This window comes from Thiomonas islandica, assembly GCF_055383445.1.
In genome coordinates, this window is sequence record NZ_AP042391.1 from 526,769 (window position 1) to 546,677 (window position 19,909).

Here is a 19,909-nt window from a genome sequence, read left to right on the forward strand (position 1 = left end):
CAGGCCGTTGAAAAACGTCGCGAGGATGGCCAGATGCAAGGCGCACGGCGCGCAGCGACCAAGACATATCAAATAGATAGGCGAGGCAGCGCGCACCGCGCAACGCCCCAGATGGCCCACCGCAGTAGTTTTTCAACGGCCTGCTACAGCCTGTTCGGTCTGGTGAATCTGGCGCTGGCCAAAAGAAAACTGTTGGTCCCCCAAGGCACACCTGCGCCCTGAAGACGCAAAACAACGGGGAAAACCCCACAACTTCGAGAAACACCGCACAGAAATCACCAAATCGACCGCCATTGCGCAAAAATCTTGCGCATCATGAAATGAACGCAACGGATGATCGATGCGGCGCAGAAGGCAGCGAGCTGATCAGCGGTTCTCTTGCGAGGTCTCTATGAAAATCATTCAATTCCTCACCCTCAATGCGCTTGTTTTGCTCTTGAGTTTGGGCTTGGCTAGCTGTGGCGGAGGCGGACAAGCGCCAGCATCAAGTGATTTCGGGCTCTTGGTGCCCGCCTATTTTGATCCCAATCAATCTCCGGCTGATTGGCAAAGTCTGAACGCTGCGGCAGCCAAAGTACCACTGGTCGCGATTGCAAATCCCAGTAATGGCCCAGGCAGCCAGGTGAATTCTGCGTATACCCAGGCCATCAGCGCGTTGCAAGCCAAAAAGGGGCGGGTGATTGGTTATGTCAGCACAGGTTATGGCGCCCGCCCATTGGCCAATGTCGAGGCTGATATTTCCAATTGGTATCGGTTCTACCCCAATCTCAACGGCATTTTCCTCGATGAGATGGCCGCAGCGGCAACTGCGGCGAATTTGAACTATTACCAACAAGTCGCGGCATTTATCCGTCAGCAATCGGCCTCATCTCTGATTGTGGCCAACCCCGGCGGCGCGTTTGATGAGGCATTCATCAAAAACGATGTGGCCGATGTCTTTGTGAACAATGAAAACCCGGCGACGACCGTCAACGGCACATCAGATCCCACTTGGGTTGCCAAATATCCGCGCCGACAATTTTCCCAAATAGCCACAGCGAGCGCCAATGACGTCAGCGAAGCGATCTTTTTGGCCCATCGACATGTCGGATGGATTTATGCCACCACTGCGCCCTGGCAACCAGAACCTTACCGCAAACTCCCCTCTGACTTTGCCGCCGAGGTGGATGCAGTCGCAAGCCTGAATGCAAAAACCATCAGCCCATCGACGAACAAAATGTGCTTTGGCTTGGGAGATCGCCTGAACTGGATGGTTGATCCCACAACACTCGTGTCCACGATGACTTTGGCGGCTGCGCAAGGCTTCTCTCCTGAGAATCAGATGAATGCCGTTTGGTTGACACAAGGTTGGGACAACAGCCATTTGCTCAACATTCAGAACGCGATCAACCAGGGCATCGTGCCAGTCATCATTTATTACTATGCAGGCGATCTCGCTCAATACGGCACCAGTGCATGGGCGCATGTGCAAAGCATCGAAGCCAATTGGCTTCATGACGCCCAGCGCCTAGGACAAACCTTATCGACCCTACAAGGGACGGTCATGGTGGTGCTGCAACCAGAGTGGAATATCCCCACCCTACAAGACAATCCTCAATTTGGGAGTTTGCTTGCGAAACTGGCAAGCACGATCAGGCAAAGTGCCATCACAAACAATTCCAACTTACGCTTGCGTATCGGCACAGCAGTGGGTGATTTTGGCACCTACACCCTGACTCAAGACCCTTACTGGCAGCAGTTCGACCCCGCCATGCAGGCTGCCGCACCGAACCTCGACTTTATTGGTTTTCAAGAAATGCGCGCAGCCCTTCGGCGCAATGCCCAAGGTGGCATGGATACGGTGAATGCTGCTCAGGAGGGCTTGAGTCAGATGCCTGTGCGGATGGTGAATTTGACAAAATACCTGAACTCCACCTACCACAAACCTATCCTCATTCCTTACATCACCATTGCGACCTATACCCCTAGTGGCGCTCCCGATAACTGGGAAACACTGAGTGCCTCAAGCTACAAGGCCGTGCTCGCTCAAGCGGGAAATCTGCAACAAGCTGGTGCTTTTGGCATGATGGCAATGAGTTTGTTCGATGACAAGTCGCACAACAATGGCAACACGGATTATTTCGGCGATGCTTCGACCACCTTTGGCCTGGTGTATTCCAACGGCGCGACTGGGTCTGCGCTGATTGGACAACCACCTTACCAAACCAAAGCCGCAGGTTTTGCCTGGATCAACGGCACGACATCGGCCGCCACTCATAACGCCGTGTGCGCTATCCCATAAATAGTCACCCCTGATTTATTCGTAACCATTTGATTTTGTTATATATTTCTTGATTTTCCGGGTAAAATTTCTCCCGATTTAACAGGCCGTTGAAAAACGTCGCGAGGATGGCCAGATGCAAGGCGCACGGCGCACATCGACCGAGACCTATCAAATAGATAGGCGAGGCAGCGCGCACCGCGCAACGCCGCAGATGGCCCACCGCAGTAGTTTTTCAACAGCCTGTTAATAGGCTTCACAGCCCTTTTTCCGGGAGTTTTTCGATGTTTGCCTGCCCCGCCACCGACGATTTCTTCCGCTCGCGCATCGACCACATGATCGACCTGCGCCATCCGCTGGCTGAACCGTACCGGGTTTTGAACCGCCCCGGGTTTCGCGGAGGCCTGTTGGCTTGAGTCAGACCGGATGGGTCTGAGGGTCAAGTGGGTTGCTTGGGTATTGAAATCATCTCTTTTTTTAGCCCCCCGCAGGGGCCGCCGGAGGCCCCCCGGTTGGGCCATGGACTCATGGCCCAACCCTCCGTTGCGCTGCATCCTGGGCACAAGGCCACGCCGGCGATCCGTGCGTCGATCCGGCGGAGATGCCCCCGCACAACCCGCAAGCAGGCACACCCAAGCCACACACCAAGATGTGTCGGCATCCAGATGTCTGAAGCTTTCTTCACATGAAATGAAGATGAAAAAGCACGCAACGGTTCATGTCGTTTCGACGCCTGGCATTCTCATGCCTCAAGCGCCCGCGAGGTGGATGCGCCTTGTAAGCGATCGGCGCGGTGTGCCCTTACACGCTCCGATACAGCGCCAGCGTTTCGCGAATGACCTTTTCCGACGAAAAGTCCTCGACCGCCCTGCGCCGCCCGTTTTCGGCTAGGCAGTGGCGCAGTGTTTCGTCGCGTAGCAACGCGACGATGGCTTCAGCCAACGCCGTTGCGTCTTTGGGCGGCACGAGCAGTCCGCTCACGCCATGTTGCACAGCTTCTCGACAACCGACGGTGTCGGTCGTGATCACCGCGCGCCCGCAGGCCATGGCCTCGAGGATCACCTTGGGCATACCCTCGCGGTACCAAGTTGGCAGGCAGAAAATCGTGCACAGCGCCAGCACCTGGGGCATGTCGTCACGATAACCCCACCATTCGACGACGCCTTCGGAAACCCAGCGATTCATCTGCTCCAAGGACACTGCGGTCGAACTGCAGTGGTCGATTTCTCCGACGATGAGAAAACGCGCCTGCACGCCTTTTGCCCTCACCTGTCTGGCGGCATCGACGAAGACGCCAACGCCCTTTTCCCAGATCAGCCGAGCCGCGAATAGGACGACCGGCGTACCGACCGGCTCCAGTCTGGGCACGAACTTGTGGACGTCCACGCCAGCGCCGCGGATCACCACCGCATCCGCGGCGCGAGCCGCGCCAAGGCGGATCATTTCGTCGCGATCCTCGGCATTCTCGAACACCACGCGGCTGCCGGGCGGATTTTGCACGACGCGCAGCAGCGCGAGCAACGGATAGCGAATCAGTCGCGCCTTCCAGCTCGACGACGCAAACGCGAATCCCATCCCGACCGGCGCATTGACGATCTTCGGCCCGGCCTTGAACCGGGCGGCCAGCGTCCCGACGACGATGGGCCGCAGACCGAAGTGGTGCACGATGTCGGGCCGGATCCGCCGGTACAGCGCGCGCATCGATCGGACTTCGGCCCAGAGCTGCAGCAGACTGGTGCCGTGGCGATTCATCGCCACCGGGACGTACTGCAGCCCGGCGGCTTCGATCGCCCTGCCCGCGCCGGTGTCGGGCGCCAGCACGACGACATCGTGCCCGGCGGCACGCACGCTTAACGCCCGCTCGAGGAAGTGCGACAGGAAGAATCGATCCCGATTGACGACGAATGCGATGCGCATGGATGTCAATGCGCCGCCGTGCCCGATTCGACGCCAGAGGCACCGAACAGCGCATCCATTCGCTGCAGGAACACGGCGCGGCCGAACTGCGCCGTCACGCGTTCGAACGCCGCTGCGGCGCGCAGCCGCCGCTGCTGCGGATCGGATAACGCCTGCTCAACGCGCGCCACGAATTCCGCGCCGTCGCGGGCGTCGGCGACGAGGAACGCAGTCTGCGCATCGACGAAATCGGCCAGACCGCCGACCGAGGCCGGCGCCACGATCGGGATGGCATCCCGCCCGGCGTATTCGGCCGTGCGCCCCAGCTCGACCAGGCAGACGCCCTCCGGTAGCCGGTCGGCCCAGGGCGAATCATGCGGGAGGGTAGTCACGACCGCCTCTTGGCGACCGCGGCTGCGGGAGTAGTTGGCGAATTGCAGGATGCCCTTGTCGGCACCGCCGGCGCGCACCCAAGGCACGATCAGCACGACGTCCACTCCGCCAGCTCGGCCGGCACCAGCGCAGCCGGGGCTTGCGGCGCCAATCTCCCATTCTCCATTTGCAGCGCGACAACCAGCGCATCCATGCCTCGTTCGAATCCCTGCTCGGAGAATTCCGTGGCAAGGCGAGCGCGGGCGTTTTCCGCAAGTTGCCGTGCTGCGCCGCGATCGGCGAGAAAGCGACCGATCGCGGCGACGTAGGCGTCGACCGAGCGGTTGTCGGCAACGCAAAGCACCGTCGAATCGTCGGCAAAATCGGACAGGCCGCCGACCGATGGCGGAGCGATGATCGGAAGCCCCTCGGCCGCCGCCTCGAGCAGTACGTTTGGCATGCCGTCGAACAACGTCGTGTAGAGAAAGGCGTCGAAGCGTTCGCGCTGTGCCAATTCGTGGAAGTTCCGGAACGTCCCGTGCATCTTCACGTTCGGCTCCTGCCGCAGCGCCCTTTCGATACTGGCCACCTTGGCATCGACCTGGCCGTACATGTGGAACTCGATTTCCGGCAACCGCCGCGCCACCGCTAAGACGATCTCGGGCAGTTTCTGCTCGCAGACCCGCCCCGCCCAGAGGATGCGCACACGTTCGCCGTTCCTCGCGCCGCTGCGCGCCGCATTGGCCACGCTTGCGGGAACATAGAAGTGAATCGGGAACAGTGCGCCCGGAGCAATGCCGTACTGGTGTTCAAGGTGGGCGGCCATTGGCCTGTTGTCGGTCACGATGGCGTTGAGCAAACTCCGGCAGTGCGGCACGAAATCGACGGCGTAGCCAAGGCGCTCGCCAGCAGTGGTGCGCTCCTCGCAAAACAGGCTCGCAGCCAGCCTGATCGACACCGATCGCAGCGCCTTGCCATGCACGCGGTAGGTCCGCCAGCAGAGTTCGGACTGGACGTTGTGGATCAGCGTCGGGCGCCACTGAAGGAACAGCCGCGTCAGCAGCAGCACCTGATCGTCTTGCTGCAGCCGCTGCACGCGGTGGCCGATCTCGAGAACCCGCACCTTCGGCGGGACGGCGTCGATCCACGACGAGGCCGTCGGATAGGTCGTGATCAGCAGCACCGACGCGAAGCGACGCGAGTAGTAGCCCAGGTACTGCAGGATGCCCTTATCCGCCCCGCCCTCGCGCAGCCACGGCGCCACGACGACGACATCCCAGCGCCGTTCTCCGGCCTGCGCCAGCAGTTCGGCGTACAGCGTGCCGAGCTCCGGGGCGACATGGGCAGACCAGTGGTGAAACTTCGCGTAGAAGTCGCCTTTCGGGAACAGCGCGGCCTCAATTTCGGCAAGATGACCGAGATCGGCGCGCAGCCACGCCGGGAAGTCATCCGCCCCGAGTCCGACTTGTCCGCACGTCGATGCCGCATCGACCTCGAGGAATTTCCACACCCCCGGCAGAACGTGCTTTCCGCGATGCAGCCTCAACACGTAGAACGCGCCGTAGATCCGGTAGCGAACCGCCATGGGCAGCAGCCGCAGCGGGAAATGCAACGCCTTCGGCGAGCGGGCGCGATCCACCAGCCACTGTTCGAGCTGGCCGCGCACCACGAAACGGTGAAACTCGTAGAAGGTCGTGAGCCATCGCGCCCGCAGGTTCGGTGCAAGCCATTCCGTTGCCCGCAGGGCAATTTTCTGCAATCGGTACTGCATATCAGCTTTCGGCGACAGGCATCCGCGGCGATTTTGCCTCGGTCGCCGGATCGATCTTTGCGTAAGTCTTCAGTTCGTCGATCAGAGAAAATCCACCGTTCCAGCATTCCGGCCGGTCGAAGAACGCCGTCGGCCGGATGACGGCGCGTTGCGCCGACTCGGACGTGAGCACCGAGGTTTTCTTGCGCCGGTAGTACAGCGCGGTGTCTTGCGCCAGCACATGCCAGACGCCTTTGGCCAGCACCTCCAGATTCCAATGCCAATCCTCGAAGCCAAATCCGGTTTCTCGGACATTGGTCGGAAGATAGGGCGTGGTCTTGAAAATCGCCGAATGGGCGATGGCGGCACAAACCCAAGGATGAACCAGCAGGCAGCTTGCCAGCGGGTAGGTGCCGTCGCGCTGGTCGACCAGCCGCGCCAGGACGTGCTGGGATTCGAACGAAACGACATATTCGGGATGGACCACGACGGATGCGCCGTACCGGCTTGCCAGCGCATGGCCAGCGGTGACCCAGCGTTCGCTGTAATAGTCGTCGCCGTCCGCTACGCCGATGTATTCGCCGCCAGCGTAGGCAACCCCGATGTTCCGGTTGGTCCCGGGATCGCCGGTTTGCGTTTTCAGCACCCAATCGTTGTGGACGAGGATGGAATGGTTGCAGACGAGCCCGAGCGTGTCGTCGTCGGGGTTGTCGAGGACTAGCACCAACTGCGTCCGGAGGCCAGCATTCTCGGCATGCGCCCGCACCCGCCGGAAGCCATCGAGCATCCATTTGGCGAGTAGGCCTTCGCGGTGAAAGGTGATCACGATCGAGACGTCGATGCTCGCCTTGCCGTCACCGTATCGAAGGATGGTCACGGCAGAGCGCTGGGCAGAGGGGTTTGTCATGATGCGCAGTTCGCTGTGGGAGAGACGCCGCCGTTCACCGTGCCCGGGCACGTCGCAGGAGTGCACCCAGGTAGCGCAGTGGCGCTGTTAACGTCCAAGACCGCGATTGCCGCATCGCAGCCAATTCGCGCAGCAGCTCGGGAAGCTGCGCGGAGGCGTCGCAGGCCTGGCGCAATCGGTCTTCCCAGCGATGTCCCGCCAGATTGGGCTGATCGGCGAGCAGGCGCTGTGCCAAGACCATTTCCTGGTAAGCCTGGGCCGCGCGCCGGACACGCTCTTCGACGTCCAGTCCGGGAATTCGATGGCGATCGAGCAGGTCGACCACGGCATTGCGCTGCGCGGCCTGCTGTGCAGCGACCCGGACACGCTCTTCGACGTCCAGTCCGGGAATTCGATGGCGATCGAGCAGGTCGACCACGGCATTGCGCTGCGCGGCCTGCTGTGCAGCGACCCGGATGCGCTCCAGCAAGGTGCGCCCGTCGATGTGGTTGGCATCGAGAACCGCAAACATCCATGGGACGCAGAGTCCATCGTAAATCACCTCGATCACGCCGCGTGACAAGGGATCCGTCATTGCTGAGACAAACGCCGCAAGGGCCGCTCCGGATAGTTCTGCTTGCCGCGCCGGCGACGCCGAATCGCCACGCGAAACAGGAATCCAACGCACCTCGGCCAAACTCAACGCCCCCCTGGCAAACAGTTCCAGCCATACCGCCCTGTCCGACGACCGCGACCCGCGCAGAGCGCGGGCCGTCAGCGCCGCGTCCAGCAAACCCCGGCGGAACAAGGCGAGTGGCGCATGGTTTGGATTGAGAAGCAGGCGCAATTCGTGGCGCCATTGCCGCAGCGGATCAGCCGCTGCCTCGTCAGGCGGCCCGTCGTCTTGCTGGCTGCGGCACAGCAACACAGCCGTGGCGGACGAGGGCGATTTCGTCAGCGTCCGGACGGCCTCGTCCACGGCGTTCGCAGGAATCACGTCGCCCGCGTCGAGGAAGAGCACCAGGTCACCCGCGATGGGTTGCGACCGTGCCGTCGTTGCCGCGCCCAGGTCGACGGGGCGCATCGGAAATCGTCCGCACCAAGGCGGAAGAGGCGGCTGCGACGCCTCGGCGGAACCCACGGCAACCACCACGACCTCGATCCGCCCCCAGGTCTGTACCGCGATGGAGTCGAGCGTGTCGGACAATCGCGACGCGCCGTCCGCGCAGCGCACAGCGACGCTGACCAGCGGCATCTCCGCCGGCGTCAGAATCAAGCCGGCGTCGCGTTGACGCCGGTATTCGGAATGGAAAAACTCCAGCGCGGCGTCATTGATCCTCCCGGCCGGGATGTACTCGAATGCCTCCGCCGCCTGCACATGGGGAGGCAGCGTATAGGTGCGGTAGCGGTTGAGTCCCTCCATCTGCAGGTCGTAGCGCTGCCGCCCGAGTTGCGAAGCAAAGCATGCGACGGCGCGCCGCTTGGCATCGAGGACGGGGGTAATGTCGACCAGGCGATTGGGCCGCAGCGGCGCGCCCACCTCGTATGCCATCAGGTCGCACGCGCCGTGGCGGCGCAAGGCCTCGATCGTCGCGAGAGCCGCCGCCCGATGGTCGGGATGGACCTCCCAGAGCGAAGGTGCGAGCAACACGGTCGCCCCGAAATACGAAACCGCCTCAACGATCTGCTCGACGAGACGTTCGCCGTATCGCACTTCGCGATCATCGAGATGCCAGCACACCGGCGGTGGGAGACCCAGGATTTCCGCTGCTGCCGCACTCTCCGCCAACCTGGAGACCTGATCACCGCCGGCACCTCCGGCAGTCAACAAGACGACATGTGCCTCGCCCCCGTGGGCCGTGTGCAGCGCGATCGTCCCACCACAGCCGAAAACCTCGTCGTCCGGATGCGGCGCGAGAACGAGGACAACCGCATCCCGAGGCAGGCTAAGGCATTCAAAAGGGACGAGTTGATGTTCCATAAAACAGCCAATTCTAAAACGCCCCTCTTGAATTCCGTGTGGATGGATTCGGTGGTGTTTTGGCTGGCGGACGGGGTCAATGGCGGGCGTAGCCCGGCGAAGCGAACCCTTGACGCCGGCTGCCAGCCCGTACGCTGGCCGTCATGGCCGATGCGGCATGCTGACGCATCGGCCATGACGAGCAGGAGCGATTGGTATGCATGACAGGTTGTTCGAAGCGGCACTGGGCATCGCGCCCCCTTGGTTCGTCGCCGGCGTTCGTTTCCACGAGGCCAGCAAGGTCTTGACGGTCGGCGTCGACTTCACGGCGGGGACCCGGTTCGCGGTCGAGGGCGCCAGCGGCGAGCATCCGGTCCACGACACGATCACCAAGACCTACCGGCACCTGAACTTCTTTCAGCACGAGTGCGTGCTCCAAGTGCGTACACCGCGCGTGAGGCTGCCCGACGGCACGGTGCACCTGGTCAAGCCGCCGTTTGCCGGCAAGCTCTCGGGCTTCACGCTGCTGTTCGAGGCTCTGGTGCTGATGTTGGCGCCCCAAATGCACGTTGACGGCGCTGCGTTCTGCTGACGCAGATGCCTGCAACCGTCTGGTGCCTTTCGTCGTCGCGCACCGGGTCTGGAATCGGGTGGCCTTGCACAACCTGGCGTACAACGCGCTGCGAGCGGCCACGCCGCTGGGCAGCCAGATGGGCTGCAATGCGATCTTCTCGGTGTGCAAAGCCGACAAGGCACAAAAGGCGCTGGGGCGCATCCGCAAAGATCAGCCGCCTCCCGCGATCCGTTTCGACCGCGCCAGCGTGCATTTCGACCAACGCACCTACACACTCAGGGGCGACGGCGTCTCGCTCTACACGGCTCAGGGGCGCATGACCATTCCCCTGCGCCTGGGCGCGCATCAGCGCCGCATCCTCGAATCCGGAAAGCCAAAGGAAGCGGAACTGGTCTTGCGGCAGGGCAAGTGGTTTTTCAACCTCGTCGTCGAATCCGGCGACGTGAAGCCGCTGGCATCCGGCCCGGTCATGGGCGTGGATGTCGGAGAAAACAACCTCGCCGCCGTGAGCACGGGCAAGGTCTTCGGCGGCGGGCATCTGCGCGATCGGCGCGACCGTTCCAAGGCGGCGGGCATCGTGGTCGAGTACGCCAACCCGGCCTACACGAGCCAGACGTGCGCGTGCTGCGGCGGCCTGGGCAAGCGGCTCAAGCATCGTTTCGTGTGTGACAAGTGTGGTCTGCGGGCGCACGCCGACTGCAACGCCAGTCGAAACCTTGCCCGCATCGGCAGCGGTGCCCCGCTGCCGAGGGCGGTCGTCAATGCGCCTGATGTTGGGGGTGTGGATAGGGGCAACCATGTCTGCGCTTCACAATAAAGCCTGCGACTGAAAAGTCGCGGGTGATTTACGCTTTTCACAGGCAGCCAGTCGCGCGTCTTCACCCTCAACGATAGTCGCTGTCCCCAGCCGTCAGCCACCAGCGATCCACGAGTTCCTGTGCCCGCGGAGAGCCGGTCCATCCGTCTGTCGGAATGTCGAGATCGATCTCCCGCTGAACTGCGCCGTGCACCTGGAAATGCCCGGCGTGCGCGTCGCCGATCCAGAGATAGAGCGAGCGGCGGCCGCGCAGGGCGCAGATGCGCCTGGCCTGGTCGATCAGCGTCGGGATGTCGGCGAGCCTGCCGATCAGGTCGAGCAGCTCGCATTCCTCGGGATGCAGCCGCATCGCGAGTACGCCCAGCAACCGCCCGGACCAGCGGGCGCGCACGGCCACGACCTCGTACTGGAAACTCGGATGTCGCAGATAGCGCCGCTGCAGCCATTGCCAGTCGCGCACGCAGACCGCAGCCTTACCGAGATCCGCGGCCATGGCCGACCAGAGCGCGTCGATCTCCTGCCCAATCGCAACCGCGTCAGCGTCAACAGCCTGCAGCCGCGTGCCGGCGCGCGGACGTGTCGATTCCGCAGGCGTCCAGCGGGATTCGAGAACCTTCCCGGCCTGCACGTAGATGCCGAGCTTTTCGGCAAGCCGCATACTGCGGCCTGACGGGAAGCCGAAATCGAGCGGACCATACATTTCCGCCCAGGTCGAGCAAGTCAGGAAGAACGCGCCCTGGCGCGTCCAGACCGCGCGCTGCGCCGGATGCACCATGACGTCGCCGACCTGCATCGCCCATTCGCGCTCGCCAGCCAGCAGGATGTCGCGATACATTCCGCCGTAATGTGCCACGAGTTCGTCGCCCTTGAAGGCAAGCACAGCATGGCCGCGCCCCTCGCCGTATTTCCACGCCCACAAATCGAGATTGAACGGCTGCCGATAGATCGTCTCGAATAACGTGCCGATCTGCGGCCAGTCGCGCTCGCTCGCCAACGCCAGCCGCCAGCGCGGTTGTGCGCCATCCAGTTTCAGGACCAGGTGCGCAGGCCCTTGGTCACGGACGGCGAAACCCAGCCGCAGCCCGATCGAAACCCAGAACTCGCGCCAGCGCGGCAGCCGTGGCGGCTGCGGCTCGACACTGAAGGTCACCAGCACGATGCCCCCCAGCGCGAGCCTGTCCCGCGCCCGCTGCAAGCATGCCAGTGTGTTGGCTGCCGGAGTCACACCGGTGAGCCAAAAGGCGTCGACGGTCTCGGTAATGTCCGTGGTCGACAGCGCGAGGCGAGAGATCGGCCAGCGGTCGGTGAGGACTTCGGTCGCCGCGATGCGCGCGGCGCGACCCCGGGCGCGCAACGACCGCTCCGCCTCCCTGCCGCCCGGGCTCCAGACGACGATGCGCGCGGGAGGCGGGGGCAAATAGAGGTCATCCGGCGCGACAAGCGCACCTGACTCCGCATCGGAAAGAGGAGCCGCAAAAGTCACCGACGACATGTTGGGGGCGACGTAGGTTCGAAATCAGCGCCTGCTCACCAAGCGCCAGGGTAAGGGGATAGGAAAGCGGCCATTGTGCCCTGTCTCAGAGCCTGGGCATCGGAATCAGCCGGCCGGTCCGACGAAATCCCAGTTATGCGGCAGACTGACCACGCCCTGTTGCAGGTCACGTTGCGAAACCCGCAACTCGGCGACCGCGCTGGCCTGGTCGTAAACATGCACCGCCTGTTCGCACAGCAGGAACACATGCACCCAATAGCTCCCTTTGAGCAAGGGCAAATGCGGAAACGTCAGTCGCGCCCCACCTGAGCCGTCGGCCTGGCGCTGCAACACGAGTCCGTCGTTGAGTGTGCCGGCGCTGCAGACGAAGCGCCCGTCGGCACCGACGATGGCCACGCCCAGCGTCGGCGTCGGAAGCGCGGGATCGGACGCGAAGTCGACATCGACATGCAGGTCGGACTCGCCGCACACCAGGTCGAGCACCGTGGCTGGTTCCGCACCCGCGCTCACTCGCACTTTGACCAGCCGGGCATGCCCCTTCATCGCGCCCAGGGGCACGTCGCCGGCCTGCGCGACTCCGGCGGCGAGATGCTGGATGTCGTCCTTGGCCGACTCGCTGCCGAGAAAAGCGTTGTATGCCGCAGTCACTTGCCCTGGGTCGCCGTCCATCATCACCCGCCCCTGGTGGATCCAGAGCACGCGTGTGCAGATCGCCTCGACCTGGTAGAGCGAGTGCGAACAGAACAGGATGGTCTTGCCCGCTTTCTTGAACCCCATGATGCGGTCAAAGGACTTGCGGGCGAATGCACCGTCCCCAACAGAAAGCGCCTCGTCGACGATCAGCACGTCCGGATCGACACTGGTGGCCACAGCGAAGGCCAGGCGCACGAACATCCCCGACGAATACGTCTTCACCGGCTGATCCATGAAGTCGTGCAGCCCGGAAAAGTCGACGATCTGAGCGTACAGCGCATCCATCCGCGCCTTGGGTATTCCCATGACCGCCGCGGCGAGGTAGACGTTGTCGCGCCCGGTCATTTCCGGATGAAACCCGGTGCCGAGCTCGAGCAGCGCGGCGATCCGCCCACGCACGGCGACCCGTCCGGTGCTCGGAGTCAGCGTCCCCGCGAGCAGCTTGAGCAAGGTGCTCTTGCCGGCACCATTCATGCCGATGAGCCCCACCACCTCCCCTTCGGAAATGCGCAGCGTCAGCGGCTGCAGCGCGACGAACTCGGTATGGCGCTTGCGCCCGAGCGCCGCTTCGAGCAGCCGGTCCACGCCGTGACGATAGAGGGCGTAGGTCTTGCCGGCGTGATCGAGTTCAACGATGACCGTCATTTTGCCGCCCCGCTGCGCGCGCCCCCTCCGCGAGGAGTTTCGTCCGTCTTCGGGCGGACGCGCGGCAGGCTCATAGCGCCTCCCGCATATGCGGTTGTGAACGGCGGAACAGCGCCAGAGAAGGGAGCAAAACCAACATCCAAATCGCGGCGGGTATAGCAAGGCTCGGCCATGTCCAGCCTTGCCCCTGCACCAAGGCATGGGCCAGCACCATCAAGTGCGCGAATGGATTGACCTGAAGCCACCACTTCAAACTTTCAGGAAAGGCCGAAGGCAGATAGAGAATCGGCGTGACATACATCAACATCGTCAGAATAAAGGGCGCCAGCTGCTGTAAATCGCGAATAAACAACCCGATGACTGCCAGCAAATAGCAAAACGGCAAGAGCCACAGCAACAGACCTGTCATGAACACGGCGGCGCCGAGCGCGCCCGTCCAGCCAGCGACAGCGCCGGCAACAAGAACGAAAATCGCGGTATAGATCGCTCCGCTGACGATCGCCGGAATCAGCGGCAGCAGGTACAAGGGAAACACCGCGCGCTGATACAGCGCCGCGTACTCGGGCATGACGCCGAGGCTGCGCTGGATGATTTCACTCATCATCAGCCAGGGCAGCATCCCGGTGAGGTAGTAGCCGACGAAGCCACCCTCCATGCCCGGGAAGCGCACTTTCAGCACGATGTCGAGCAGGAACCACAAGGCGGCAACCTGCAGTGCCGGCTGCACCAGCATCCACAGGCCACCGAGCACCGTGCCCGAAGTGCGCGCGGCAATGTCACGGCGCACCAGCAAGAACAGTAGTTCGCGGTGCCGCAGCGGCGCTCGCAGCAGATTGCCGAGATTCAAAGCCACGATGGCACCATCATGAAATGCGGGTGCGAGAGCCTTGCGCTCGCGTGTCTGGGAAGACGACGAAAACCGCCGACCGTGGCGAGACGGACCGGCGGCTGCCCGAGCGGGTCAATATTGCAGGTAAGGGTCGCCCATTGGTGGCTGATAGACCTGGTACCAATTATCGTAAATCCACACCCACGGCGTCTTGATGTCAGCGGTGGTTGGCGGGATCTTCACCTCTTGGCCCGCGATGAACGTTGGCTTGACCTCGTAGTTGACCTTCACGGTCACCTCGGCGACGTTGCCCTGGATGTCGATCTTCTCCGTCTTGGCCGAGTGGTAGATGAAGTTGCCTTGGTACTTGTTGAATTCCTTTTCTGGCGTGGCGTTTCTGAACGCGGGGTCGAAATAGGCGTAGGTCTTGGCGAAATCGCCGTCGGTGCGCAGCTTCCAGAACGTATTCACGCGATCCTTGAGCATGGCCTCCTTGTCGGCCGCGCTCTTGACTTTCGGCTCGGGTAATCCGGAAAAGCCGGTCTTCTCGTCCAGCTTGATGTCGCGCACCAGCGCCTGACGCGTCTTGTGGTCGTCGGCAGTGAAGCGCTCGTAGGTCAGCAGCACCGAGTTCTTGCGCGGCGTCAGGTCGGAGAACAAGCTGGAGTATTCGCCCGGTTGCTCGACGTCCTGCGGCGCAGTCCAGCTCTTGCCGTGATCGAACGAGGCGCTCAAGTAGATGTTCGGGCGGATGTTACGGAAGTCCGTCCAGGTGATGACAGCAGCGCCGGAACCGGTCACCGTCACGTCAGGTTCCAGCGACAGCGTCACGCCTTCGGGCTTGCCAATATCGATCTGCTGCGGTGTCGCCCATTTCCCGGTGGCGAGGTCGATCGCGCTGGCATATATCTTGGCTTTACTCTTGGCGTCCTTCTGCGCCATCCACACGACGTAGGCCGTCTGCCCTTGACCAGCCAGGCGGATCCCACTGTTATTGGTTGCCTGAGTGCCCGGAGCCGCACCGAGAGTCGTCCAGGTCTGGCCGTGGTCAGCCGACTTGAGCGCCACCACGCCCTTGAGGGTGTCCTGGAAGGTCACAACGACGTCATTGCCGATGGCATGTGCGTGGAGCGAGGACAGCATGCTCGGCCCCTGATAGATCACCTTTTCGGGCGCCCACTGCTTGCCGCCGTCACTCGACACACGCGCCAGAATGCGGCCGCTCACCTGACCGTCGACCTTGGCCGTGTCGGTCCACACGACGACCCAGTTGTCGCCGCTCTGCACCATGTCGGGGAACATCGCACTGCTTTGTTCCGGCGGCTGCGGCGCCGTGTCGAGCCGCTGATCCTGCTTGTCCCAGGTCTTCCCACCGTCGGTGCTGCGGTTGAAATAGATCTCGTATCTGGGCGTGCGCTCGTCCATGTACACCACACCGACAACGCCGTCCTTGTGGGTGAGCAGGGTGAACGGCGGCAACACGCCATGGTCGCTGTTGACGATTTGCGCCGGCGCGAAGGTCTTGCCGCCGTCGGTCGAGATCGCGCAATACAGCGCCTTGGCATTCTCGTGACTCCACCACAGCGCAAACACGGTATCGCCTTGCTGGTGGAGTTGGAAGAATTTGCCGCCCTTGACCTTGAGATTGGCGTCGAGCAGGGTCGTCTTGTCGCCCAAGCGGAAGGCAACCCGGTTCTGCGGCGTTGCGAACAGCATGGCGAGCTTGCCGTCAAGGTCAGCGAGCGCGGGCTTGGCGGAGAGGTCGCCCTGATAGATGCTGTCGATTTGCAGCGCAGGGCCACTGCTTGCGTAAGGGTTCGATGTGGAGCAAGCAGACAGGCCTGCGATCAGCAGGCCGATGGCAGCCAGGTGGAGCGTTTGACGGATCAGGCGCATAGGGTCAAGACGGAAAGGAAAAAACGGCCGGCGCGACACGCGCCGGGAGGGAGGACCAAAAGGTCGCGCAGGCGGTACGAGGCGCCTGCAGGCAAAAAATTCCCTTGGTCCGCCGCAGGCCGTCAACAACAGCGGCTCGCGGCGGCGAAAAGCGGAAAACAAAAAATGGCGCCGAAGCGCCATTTCGGGAAGAACCCCAAAACAAGCCTGGATTACCAGCCTTGACCGACAGTCGCCTTCTCGGGGGTAATGAAGGTATTGGTGCCCCCCAGGGCGGTCGTGGTTTCCAGCTTGGTCAGAATCACGCCTGTCGCGGGAGCAGCCGGGGTGAACGTGACGTTGACCAGTCCGCCGTTCGTCACGGACGCCATTTGCGCCGCGTTCATGAAAGAACTCGGAGTCAGCGATCCCGCGCACGTGACGGTGCCGGTCACAGCGCCGGAGTAGGCGTCTTCATCGCGGCCGTACACTTGGCCACCGTTGGTGTAGGTCGCCGTACCGCCCCAGTTGCTGCCCGCTGCGATTGCGCCGGACATGTCGCCAGTCACGACGGCATACCAGGCCGTGGGGTTGACCACAGACGAGGGATACCAGCTCAGGCGATACTGGGTGGCGTTCAGACCAGAGAAATTGCCCTCATTGCCCGCAGCGGTTTGCGGGATGCCGGAATAGGAGGTCACAATGCCGGCGGATGCCGATGCGATGACCATCTGGCCACGCAGGGTACCCAAGTTACCAGCAGCGGTACCAGCAGTGCCCACAATATCGCTAACGACCAGGAAGCCGTATGAACCGCCAGAGATTGGCGGGAAGTAGGCCGGGGTGGATTTGTCACCGAACAGCGGGGGGGTGCCAGCCGGAGCGGACACGAACTGCTGGATCAGGTCGTTGGAGGTCAGCGCGCCGTAGTTGTCGTAGTGGGTGCAAGAACTTCCGTAGTTCCACACATAGTGGATTTTGGCGCCGGGAGCAAGTGTACCAGCGCTCAGCGACAGAATGCTGGTCGTGCCGTTTTGGGTGCTCCAGTAGGGGAACAGCAGCGACTCGGCGTTGGCAGCGGTGATGCCGGCAGCCAGTGCAGCGCCCACAGCGACAGCCATCAGGCTTTTCTTCATTTGTTTGTTCATTGAGAACTTCCTTTCAGAACGGGTTGAAAACACAGATAGCGGTGATGACGAAGTTGTTGCGATCACTGCGCTGAAACCAATACTAGCATGTGAAGAAGTCAGATCGTCAAGAGTTTGAGCATTTGTGCGTGCGGTTGTTGGAAGGATGACTCAAAAGCCTTGACGCCTTGCCCTCCTTCGCGGCATTGACAGCGAACCGCAATGCCACTGCCTACCCCCTCATGCCCTCTCTTGCTGATGGTGACATTCCACCCAAGCAAGTATTGTGCCAAACTGTTGCATCCGCCCTGCTTCGGCTCGGGCTTCTGTAACAGGAAAAAGTATAGCCATCGCGGCAGACGCGGCCAGCGTCTTTGCGCGCCATCGCGGGTGAGTGTTGTTTTTTTTTAACGTCATGGCCTTGCGTGTTCAGGCTGCGAAGGCTTGATTGGCTCTGCGGCAATGGTTTTGGGCAGGACGCCCTTGATCTGTTGCCTGAGCTCATCCACTCGCTTGCGGTATTCCTGCGTCACGTCTGCGGCCTCTTCAGGGTTGTTGATGACGCGCGGGGTGATGAGCACCACCAGCTCGGTGCGCGCTTTGGTGACGCTTTGGGTGCCGAACAGGGCGCCCAGCACGGGAATGCGCGAGAGGAAGGGCAGGCCGGTGTTGCCACCGCCGTCCTGATCTTGAATGAGGCCGCCGAGCACCAGGGTTTTGCCGGACTGCACGGCCACATGGGTTTGAATGGAGCGCTGGCTGACGGTCGGCGAGTTGATGGCGGAGGTGGTGGTGGCGCCGGGGGTGCTGACAACCTGCGAAATGTCCATGGAGACGAGCCCCCCGGCGTTGATGCGCGGGGTCACTGTGAGCTGCACACCGGTGTTGATGTAGTTGACGCTGGTGATGGTGCCGGCCGTGGTGGTCTGGGTGTTCCCCAGAGTGGGAATTTGGTCACCCACCTGAATTTGTGCAGTCTGGTTGTCTGTGACCATCAACTGCGGCGTGGACAGAATTTTGAGATCGGAGTCTTGCGCCAGGGCGTTGAACAGCACGCGAATGTCACCGGCGCTGCCAAGTTTGTAGACCGAGAAACCATTGGCCAGGGTGCTGGGGGTGGAGGGGATGGCCCCACCCGCCGATGACAGGTTGCTGACGAGCTGGCCATTGACAGTGCTGTTGTTGCTGTTGAAAAACCACTCCAGCCCGTACTGCATATTGTTGTTGAGGGTGATCTGGGCAATGGTGACCTGGATGAGCACCTGGCGGGGGCTGGTGTCAAGACGACGTAGGGCGGCCTCGATTTTTTCGTACTCTTGCGCGGTGGCGAGAATGAGCAGGGAGTTGTTGTCTTTGTCGGCAATGATCTTGACGCCGCCCTCGGCCTTGAGGGTGACGTCCTGGTCGCCGCCAGTGGTGACGGCGCTGCCCTTGTCTGCCTGACTGCTGGTCAGGCTGGGCACGGTGAGCCCGCTGCCCAGGCCCGGCGCTGCGGCAGTGGAGCCTGTGCCCGTGGTGAGCGAAGACGTGGCGCCTCCGGTTGTGGTGTTGGAAAAAATGCTGCTGCCAGTCAGGCCCGGCGCCACGCTGGCCGGGCTGGATGAGGCCGCCGGTGTTTTGGAGGAATACAGTGCGCTCAGCACCGTGGCCAGCTTGACGGCATTGCCGTTTTTAACGGGGTAAACAAAGAGCTGGGTGCCACCGTAGCCCGCCTGGTCGATGCGGTGAATCCAGAGCTTGGCTTTTTCGAGGTAGTCGGGTTGGGACGTCACCACCATGAAGGCGTTGAGCTCCTGCAGCGGAATCACGCGCACCAAGCCGGTGAGGGGGCTGTTGGACTTGTCGCCAAAGAGTTTTTCTACCGCAGGCTCGGCGCTCTTGACATCCATGTTGGCGAGTTTGTATATGCCCACCGACATGCCGGCCATCCAGTCAACATCGAACATGTCGATGGTGTCGAGCATGTGGCGAAGTTCACCCTGCCCTCCGGCCAGGATGAGCAGGTTGCGCACGGGGTCGATCCGCACAATGCCGCCATCGGGCGTGAGAGGCTGCAGAATTTTGGCCATATCGGCCGCGCCGATGTATTTCAGAGGCACGACCAGCACACTGAAGCCGGGGCGCAGCGGGATGTTGGCCCCGCCTACCTGCGGATCAACCGAGCCTTTGATGGCCACCGAGAGTGGCACCACTTTGTAGAGGTTTTCGCGCGGGTCGTGCACCAGCGCGGCACCGTTCATGCGCAGGGCGGTATCGAGCGTCGCCACGAGCGCATCTTTGGGAATGGGGCTGCTGGTGCGGATGGTGATGTTGCCCTGCACCCTGGGATCGACGACATAATTGACCTTGAGGATGTCGCCCAGAATGACATGGGCGACTTCGCGGATATCTGCACCTTCGAGGTTGAGGGTGGTGCCCTCGGCCGTGGAGGCGTGGGTAGGCAGGGCCGATGAGGGTTGTTTGACAAATTGCCCGGTACCCGGATAGATGTAGGACTTGGATTTGTTGTCTTCACTGGCCTTTTTTTCTGCTGCACTGGCGCTGCTGGCCGGGGCTGCGGGTGCGGTCGCTGCAGACGCCGAGCTGGTAGGGAAGTGGGTCGGCAGCGATGAGATGTCGGGCATCAGCGGGCGACTGGATTGCGGCGAAGCGCAGCCGCCCAGGATCAGTGCAGCGCTGACAAGAGCCGCCAGCGGGCGAAGACGGGGAGTCTGTTCAAAACGAATGCTCATA

The 19,909-nt window shown here is 62.2% G+C and carries 14 protein-coding genes and 1 pseudogene; 4 read left to right on the forward strand and 11 right to left on the reverse strand.

What is annotated here, in order from left to right; genetic code table 11:
- Positions 1–391 precede the first annotated feature (391 nt).
- Positions 392–2,281, forward strand: a complete 1,890-nt coding sequence (locus tag ACZ47F_RS02485; protein WP_464925729.1) for a spherulation-specific family 4 protein — start codon at positions 392–394, stop codon at positions 2,279–2,281.
- A gap of 263 nt (positions 2,282–2,544) precedes the next feature.
- On the forward strand, positions 2,545–2,676 hold the full coding sequence (locus ACZ47F_RS02490; protein WP_464925730.1) for a hypothetical protein: 132 nt from the start codon (positions 2,545–2,547) through the stop codon (positions 2,674–2,676).
- A gap of 385 nt (positions 2,677–3,061) precedes the next feature.
- Here the strand turns inward: ACZ47F_RS02490 and ACZ47F_RS02495 are convergent, their stop codons facing one another.
- Genes ACZ47F_RS02495 through ACZ47F_RS02515 form a run of 5 tightly spaced genes read right to left on the reverse strand, consistent with a single transcriptional unit; the run spans position 3,062 to position 9,145 of the window.
- Positions 3,062–4,177 carry a glycosyltransferase family 4 protein gene (locus tag ACZ47F_RS02495; protein WP_464925731.1) on the reverse strand — a complete coding sequence of 372 codons (1,116 nt, stop codon included), beginning with the start codon at positions 4,175–4,177 and terminating at the stop codon, positions 3,062–3,064.
- A 5-nt stretch (positions 4,178–4,182) separates the two neighbouring features.
- Positions 4,183–4,653 (reverse strand): glycosyltransferase, encoded by a 471-nt coding sequence (locus ACZ47F_RS02500; RefSeq protein WP_464925732.1) that lies wholly within the window; start codon positions 4,651–4,653, stop codon positions 4,183–4,185.
- Positions 4,638–6,299, reverse strand: coding sequence for a glycosyltransferase family 4 protein (locus tag ACZ47F_RS02505; protein WP_464925733.1), 1,662 nt, complete (start codon positions 6,297–6,299; stop codon positions 4,638–4,640). The genes ACZ47F_RS02500 and ACZ47F_RS02505 overlap by 16 nt, the downstream gene beginning before the upstream one ends.
- A 1-nt stretch (position 6,300) precedes the next feature.
- The gene (locus ACZ47F_RS02510) at positions 6,301–7,185 is read right to left on the reverse strand and encodes a glycosyltransferase (RefSeq protein WP_464925734.1); all 885 of its coding nucleotides are present in this window, start codon (positions 7,183–7,185) and stop codon (positions 6,301–6,303) included.
- Between the two features lie 34 nt (positions 7,186–7,219).
- A complete protein-coding gene (locus ACZ47F_RS02515; protein ID WP_464925735.1) occupies positions 7,220–9,145 on the reverse strand; it encodes a PIG-L family deacetylase in 1,926 nt (641 codons plus the stop codon).
- 196 nt (positions 9,146–9,341) lie between these two features.
- Between ACZ47F_RS02515 and ACZ47F_RS02520 the strand changes: the two are divergent.
- Both ACZ47F_RS02520 and ACZ47F_RS02525 read left to right on the forward strand, forming a co-directional pair.
- Positions 9,342–9,689, forward strand: a pseudogene (locus ACZ47F_RS02520) (ISL3 family transposase); the annotation flags it as partial.
- A 49-nt stretch (positions 9,690–9,738) separates the two neighbouring features.
- Entirely contained in the window at positions 9,739–10,515 is a 777-nt protein-coding gene (locus ACZ47F_RS02525; protein ID WP_464925736.1) for an RNA-guided endonuclease InsQ/TnpB family protein, read from the forward strand.
- Between the two features lie 67 nt (positions 10,516–10,582).
- Here ACZ47F_RS02525 and ACZ47F_RS02530 read toward each other — a convergent pair whose 3' ends face one another.
- The 6 genes from ACZ47F_RS02530 to gspD form a co-directional block, all read right to left on the reverse strand.
- On the reverse strand, positions 10,583–12,007 hold the full coding sequence (locus ACZ47F_RS02530; protein ID WP_464925737.1) for a GNAT family N-acetyltransferase: 1,425 nt from the start codon (positions 12,005–12,007) through the stop codon (positions 10,583–10,585).
- Between the two features lie 105 nt (positions 12,008–12,112).
- Positions 12,113–13,345, reverse strand: a complete 1,233-nt coding sequence (locus ACZ47F_RS02535) for an ABC transporter ATP-binding protein (protein WP_464925738.1) — start codon at positions 13,343–13,345, stop codon at positions 12,113–12,115.
- 70 nt (positions 13,346–13,415) lie between these two features.
- Complete coding sequence (locus ACZ47F_RS02540) at positions 13,416–14,198, reverse strand: ABC transporter permease (protein WP_464925739.1); 783 nt, start codon at positions 14,196–14,198, stop codon at positions 13,416–13,418.
- A gap of 108 nt (positions 14,199–14,306) precedes the next feature.
- Positions 14,307–16,070 (reverse strand): hypothetical protein, encoded by a 1,764-nt coding sequence (locus tag ACZ47F_RS02545; protein WP_464925740.1) that lies wholly within the window; start codon positions 16,068–16,070, stop codon positions 14,307–14,309.
- A gap of 212 nt (positions 16,071–16,282) precedes the next feature.
- Positions 16,283–17,197 (reverse strand): hypothetical protein, encoded by a 915-nt coding sequence (locus ACZ47F_RS02550; RefSeq protein WP_464925741.1) that lies wholly within the window; start codon positions 17,195–17,197, stop codon positions 16,283–16,285.
- A 392-nt stretch (positions 17,198–17,589) separates the two neighbouring features.
- A complete protein-coding gene (gspD, locus tag ACZ47F_RS02555; protein WP_464925742.1) occupies positions 17,590–19,908 on the reverse strand; it encodes a type II secretion system secretin GspD in 2,319 nt (772 codons plus the stop codon).
- Between the last annotated feature and the right edge of the window lies 1 nt (position 19,909).

Excerpts from the sequence above, each read along its gene's own strand:
- ACZ47F_RS02505 (WP_464925733.1), bottom strand. The coding sequence starts at position 6,299 with ATGCAGTACCGATTGCAGAAAATTGCCCTGCGGGCAACGGAATGGCTT.
- ACZ47F_RS02510 (WP_464925734.1), bottom strand. The coding sequence starts at position 7,185 with ATGACAAACCCCTCTGCCCAGCGCTCTGCCGTGACCATCCTTCGATAC.
- ACZ47F_RS02535 (WP_464925738.1), bottom strand. The coding sequence starts at position 13,345 with ATGACGGTCATCGTTGAACTCGATCACGCCGGCAAGACCTACGCCCTC.
- ACZ47F_RS02490 (WP_464925730.1), top strand. The coding sequence starts at position 2,545 with ATGTTTGCCTGCCCCGCCACCGACGATTTCTTCCGCTCGCGCATCGAC.
- ACZ47F_RS02530 (WP_464925737.1), bottom strand. The coding sequence starts at position 12,007 with ATGTCGTCGGTGACTTTTGCGGCTCCTCTTTCCGATGCGGAGTCAGGT.
- ACZ47F_RS02550 (WP_464925741.1), bottom strand. The coding sequence starts at position 17,197 with ATGAACAAACAAATGAAGAAAAGCCTGATGGCTGTCGCTGTGGGCGCT.
- ACZ47F_RS02485 (WP_464925729.1), top strand. The coding sequence starts at position 392 with ATGAAAATCATTCAATTCCTCACCCTCAATGCGCTTGTTTTGCTCTTG.
- ACZ47F_RS02515 (WP_464925735.1), bottom strand. The coding sequence starts at position 9,145 with ATGGAACATCAACTCGTCCCTTTTGAATGCCTTAGCCTGCCTCGGGAT.
- gspD (WP_464925742.1), bottom strand. The coding sequence starts at position 19,908 with ATGAGCATTCGTTTTGAACAGACTCCCCGTCTTCGCCCGCTGGCGGCT.
- ACZ47F_RS02545 (WP_464925740.1), bottom strand. The coding sequence starts at position 16,070 with ATGCGCCTGATCCGTCAAACGCTCCACCTGGCTGCCATCGGCCTGCTG.
- ACZ47F_RS02495 (WP_464925731.1), bottom strand. The coding sequence starts at position 4,177 with ATGCGCATCGCATTCGTCGTCAATCGGGATCGATTCTTCCTGTCGCAC.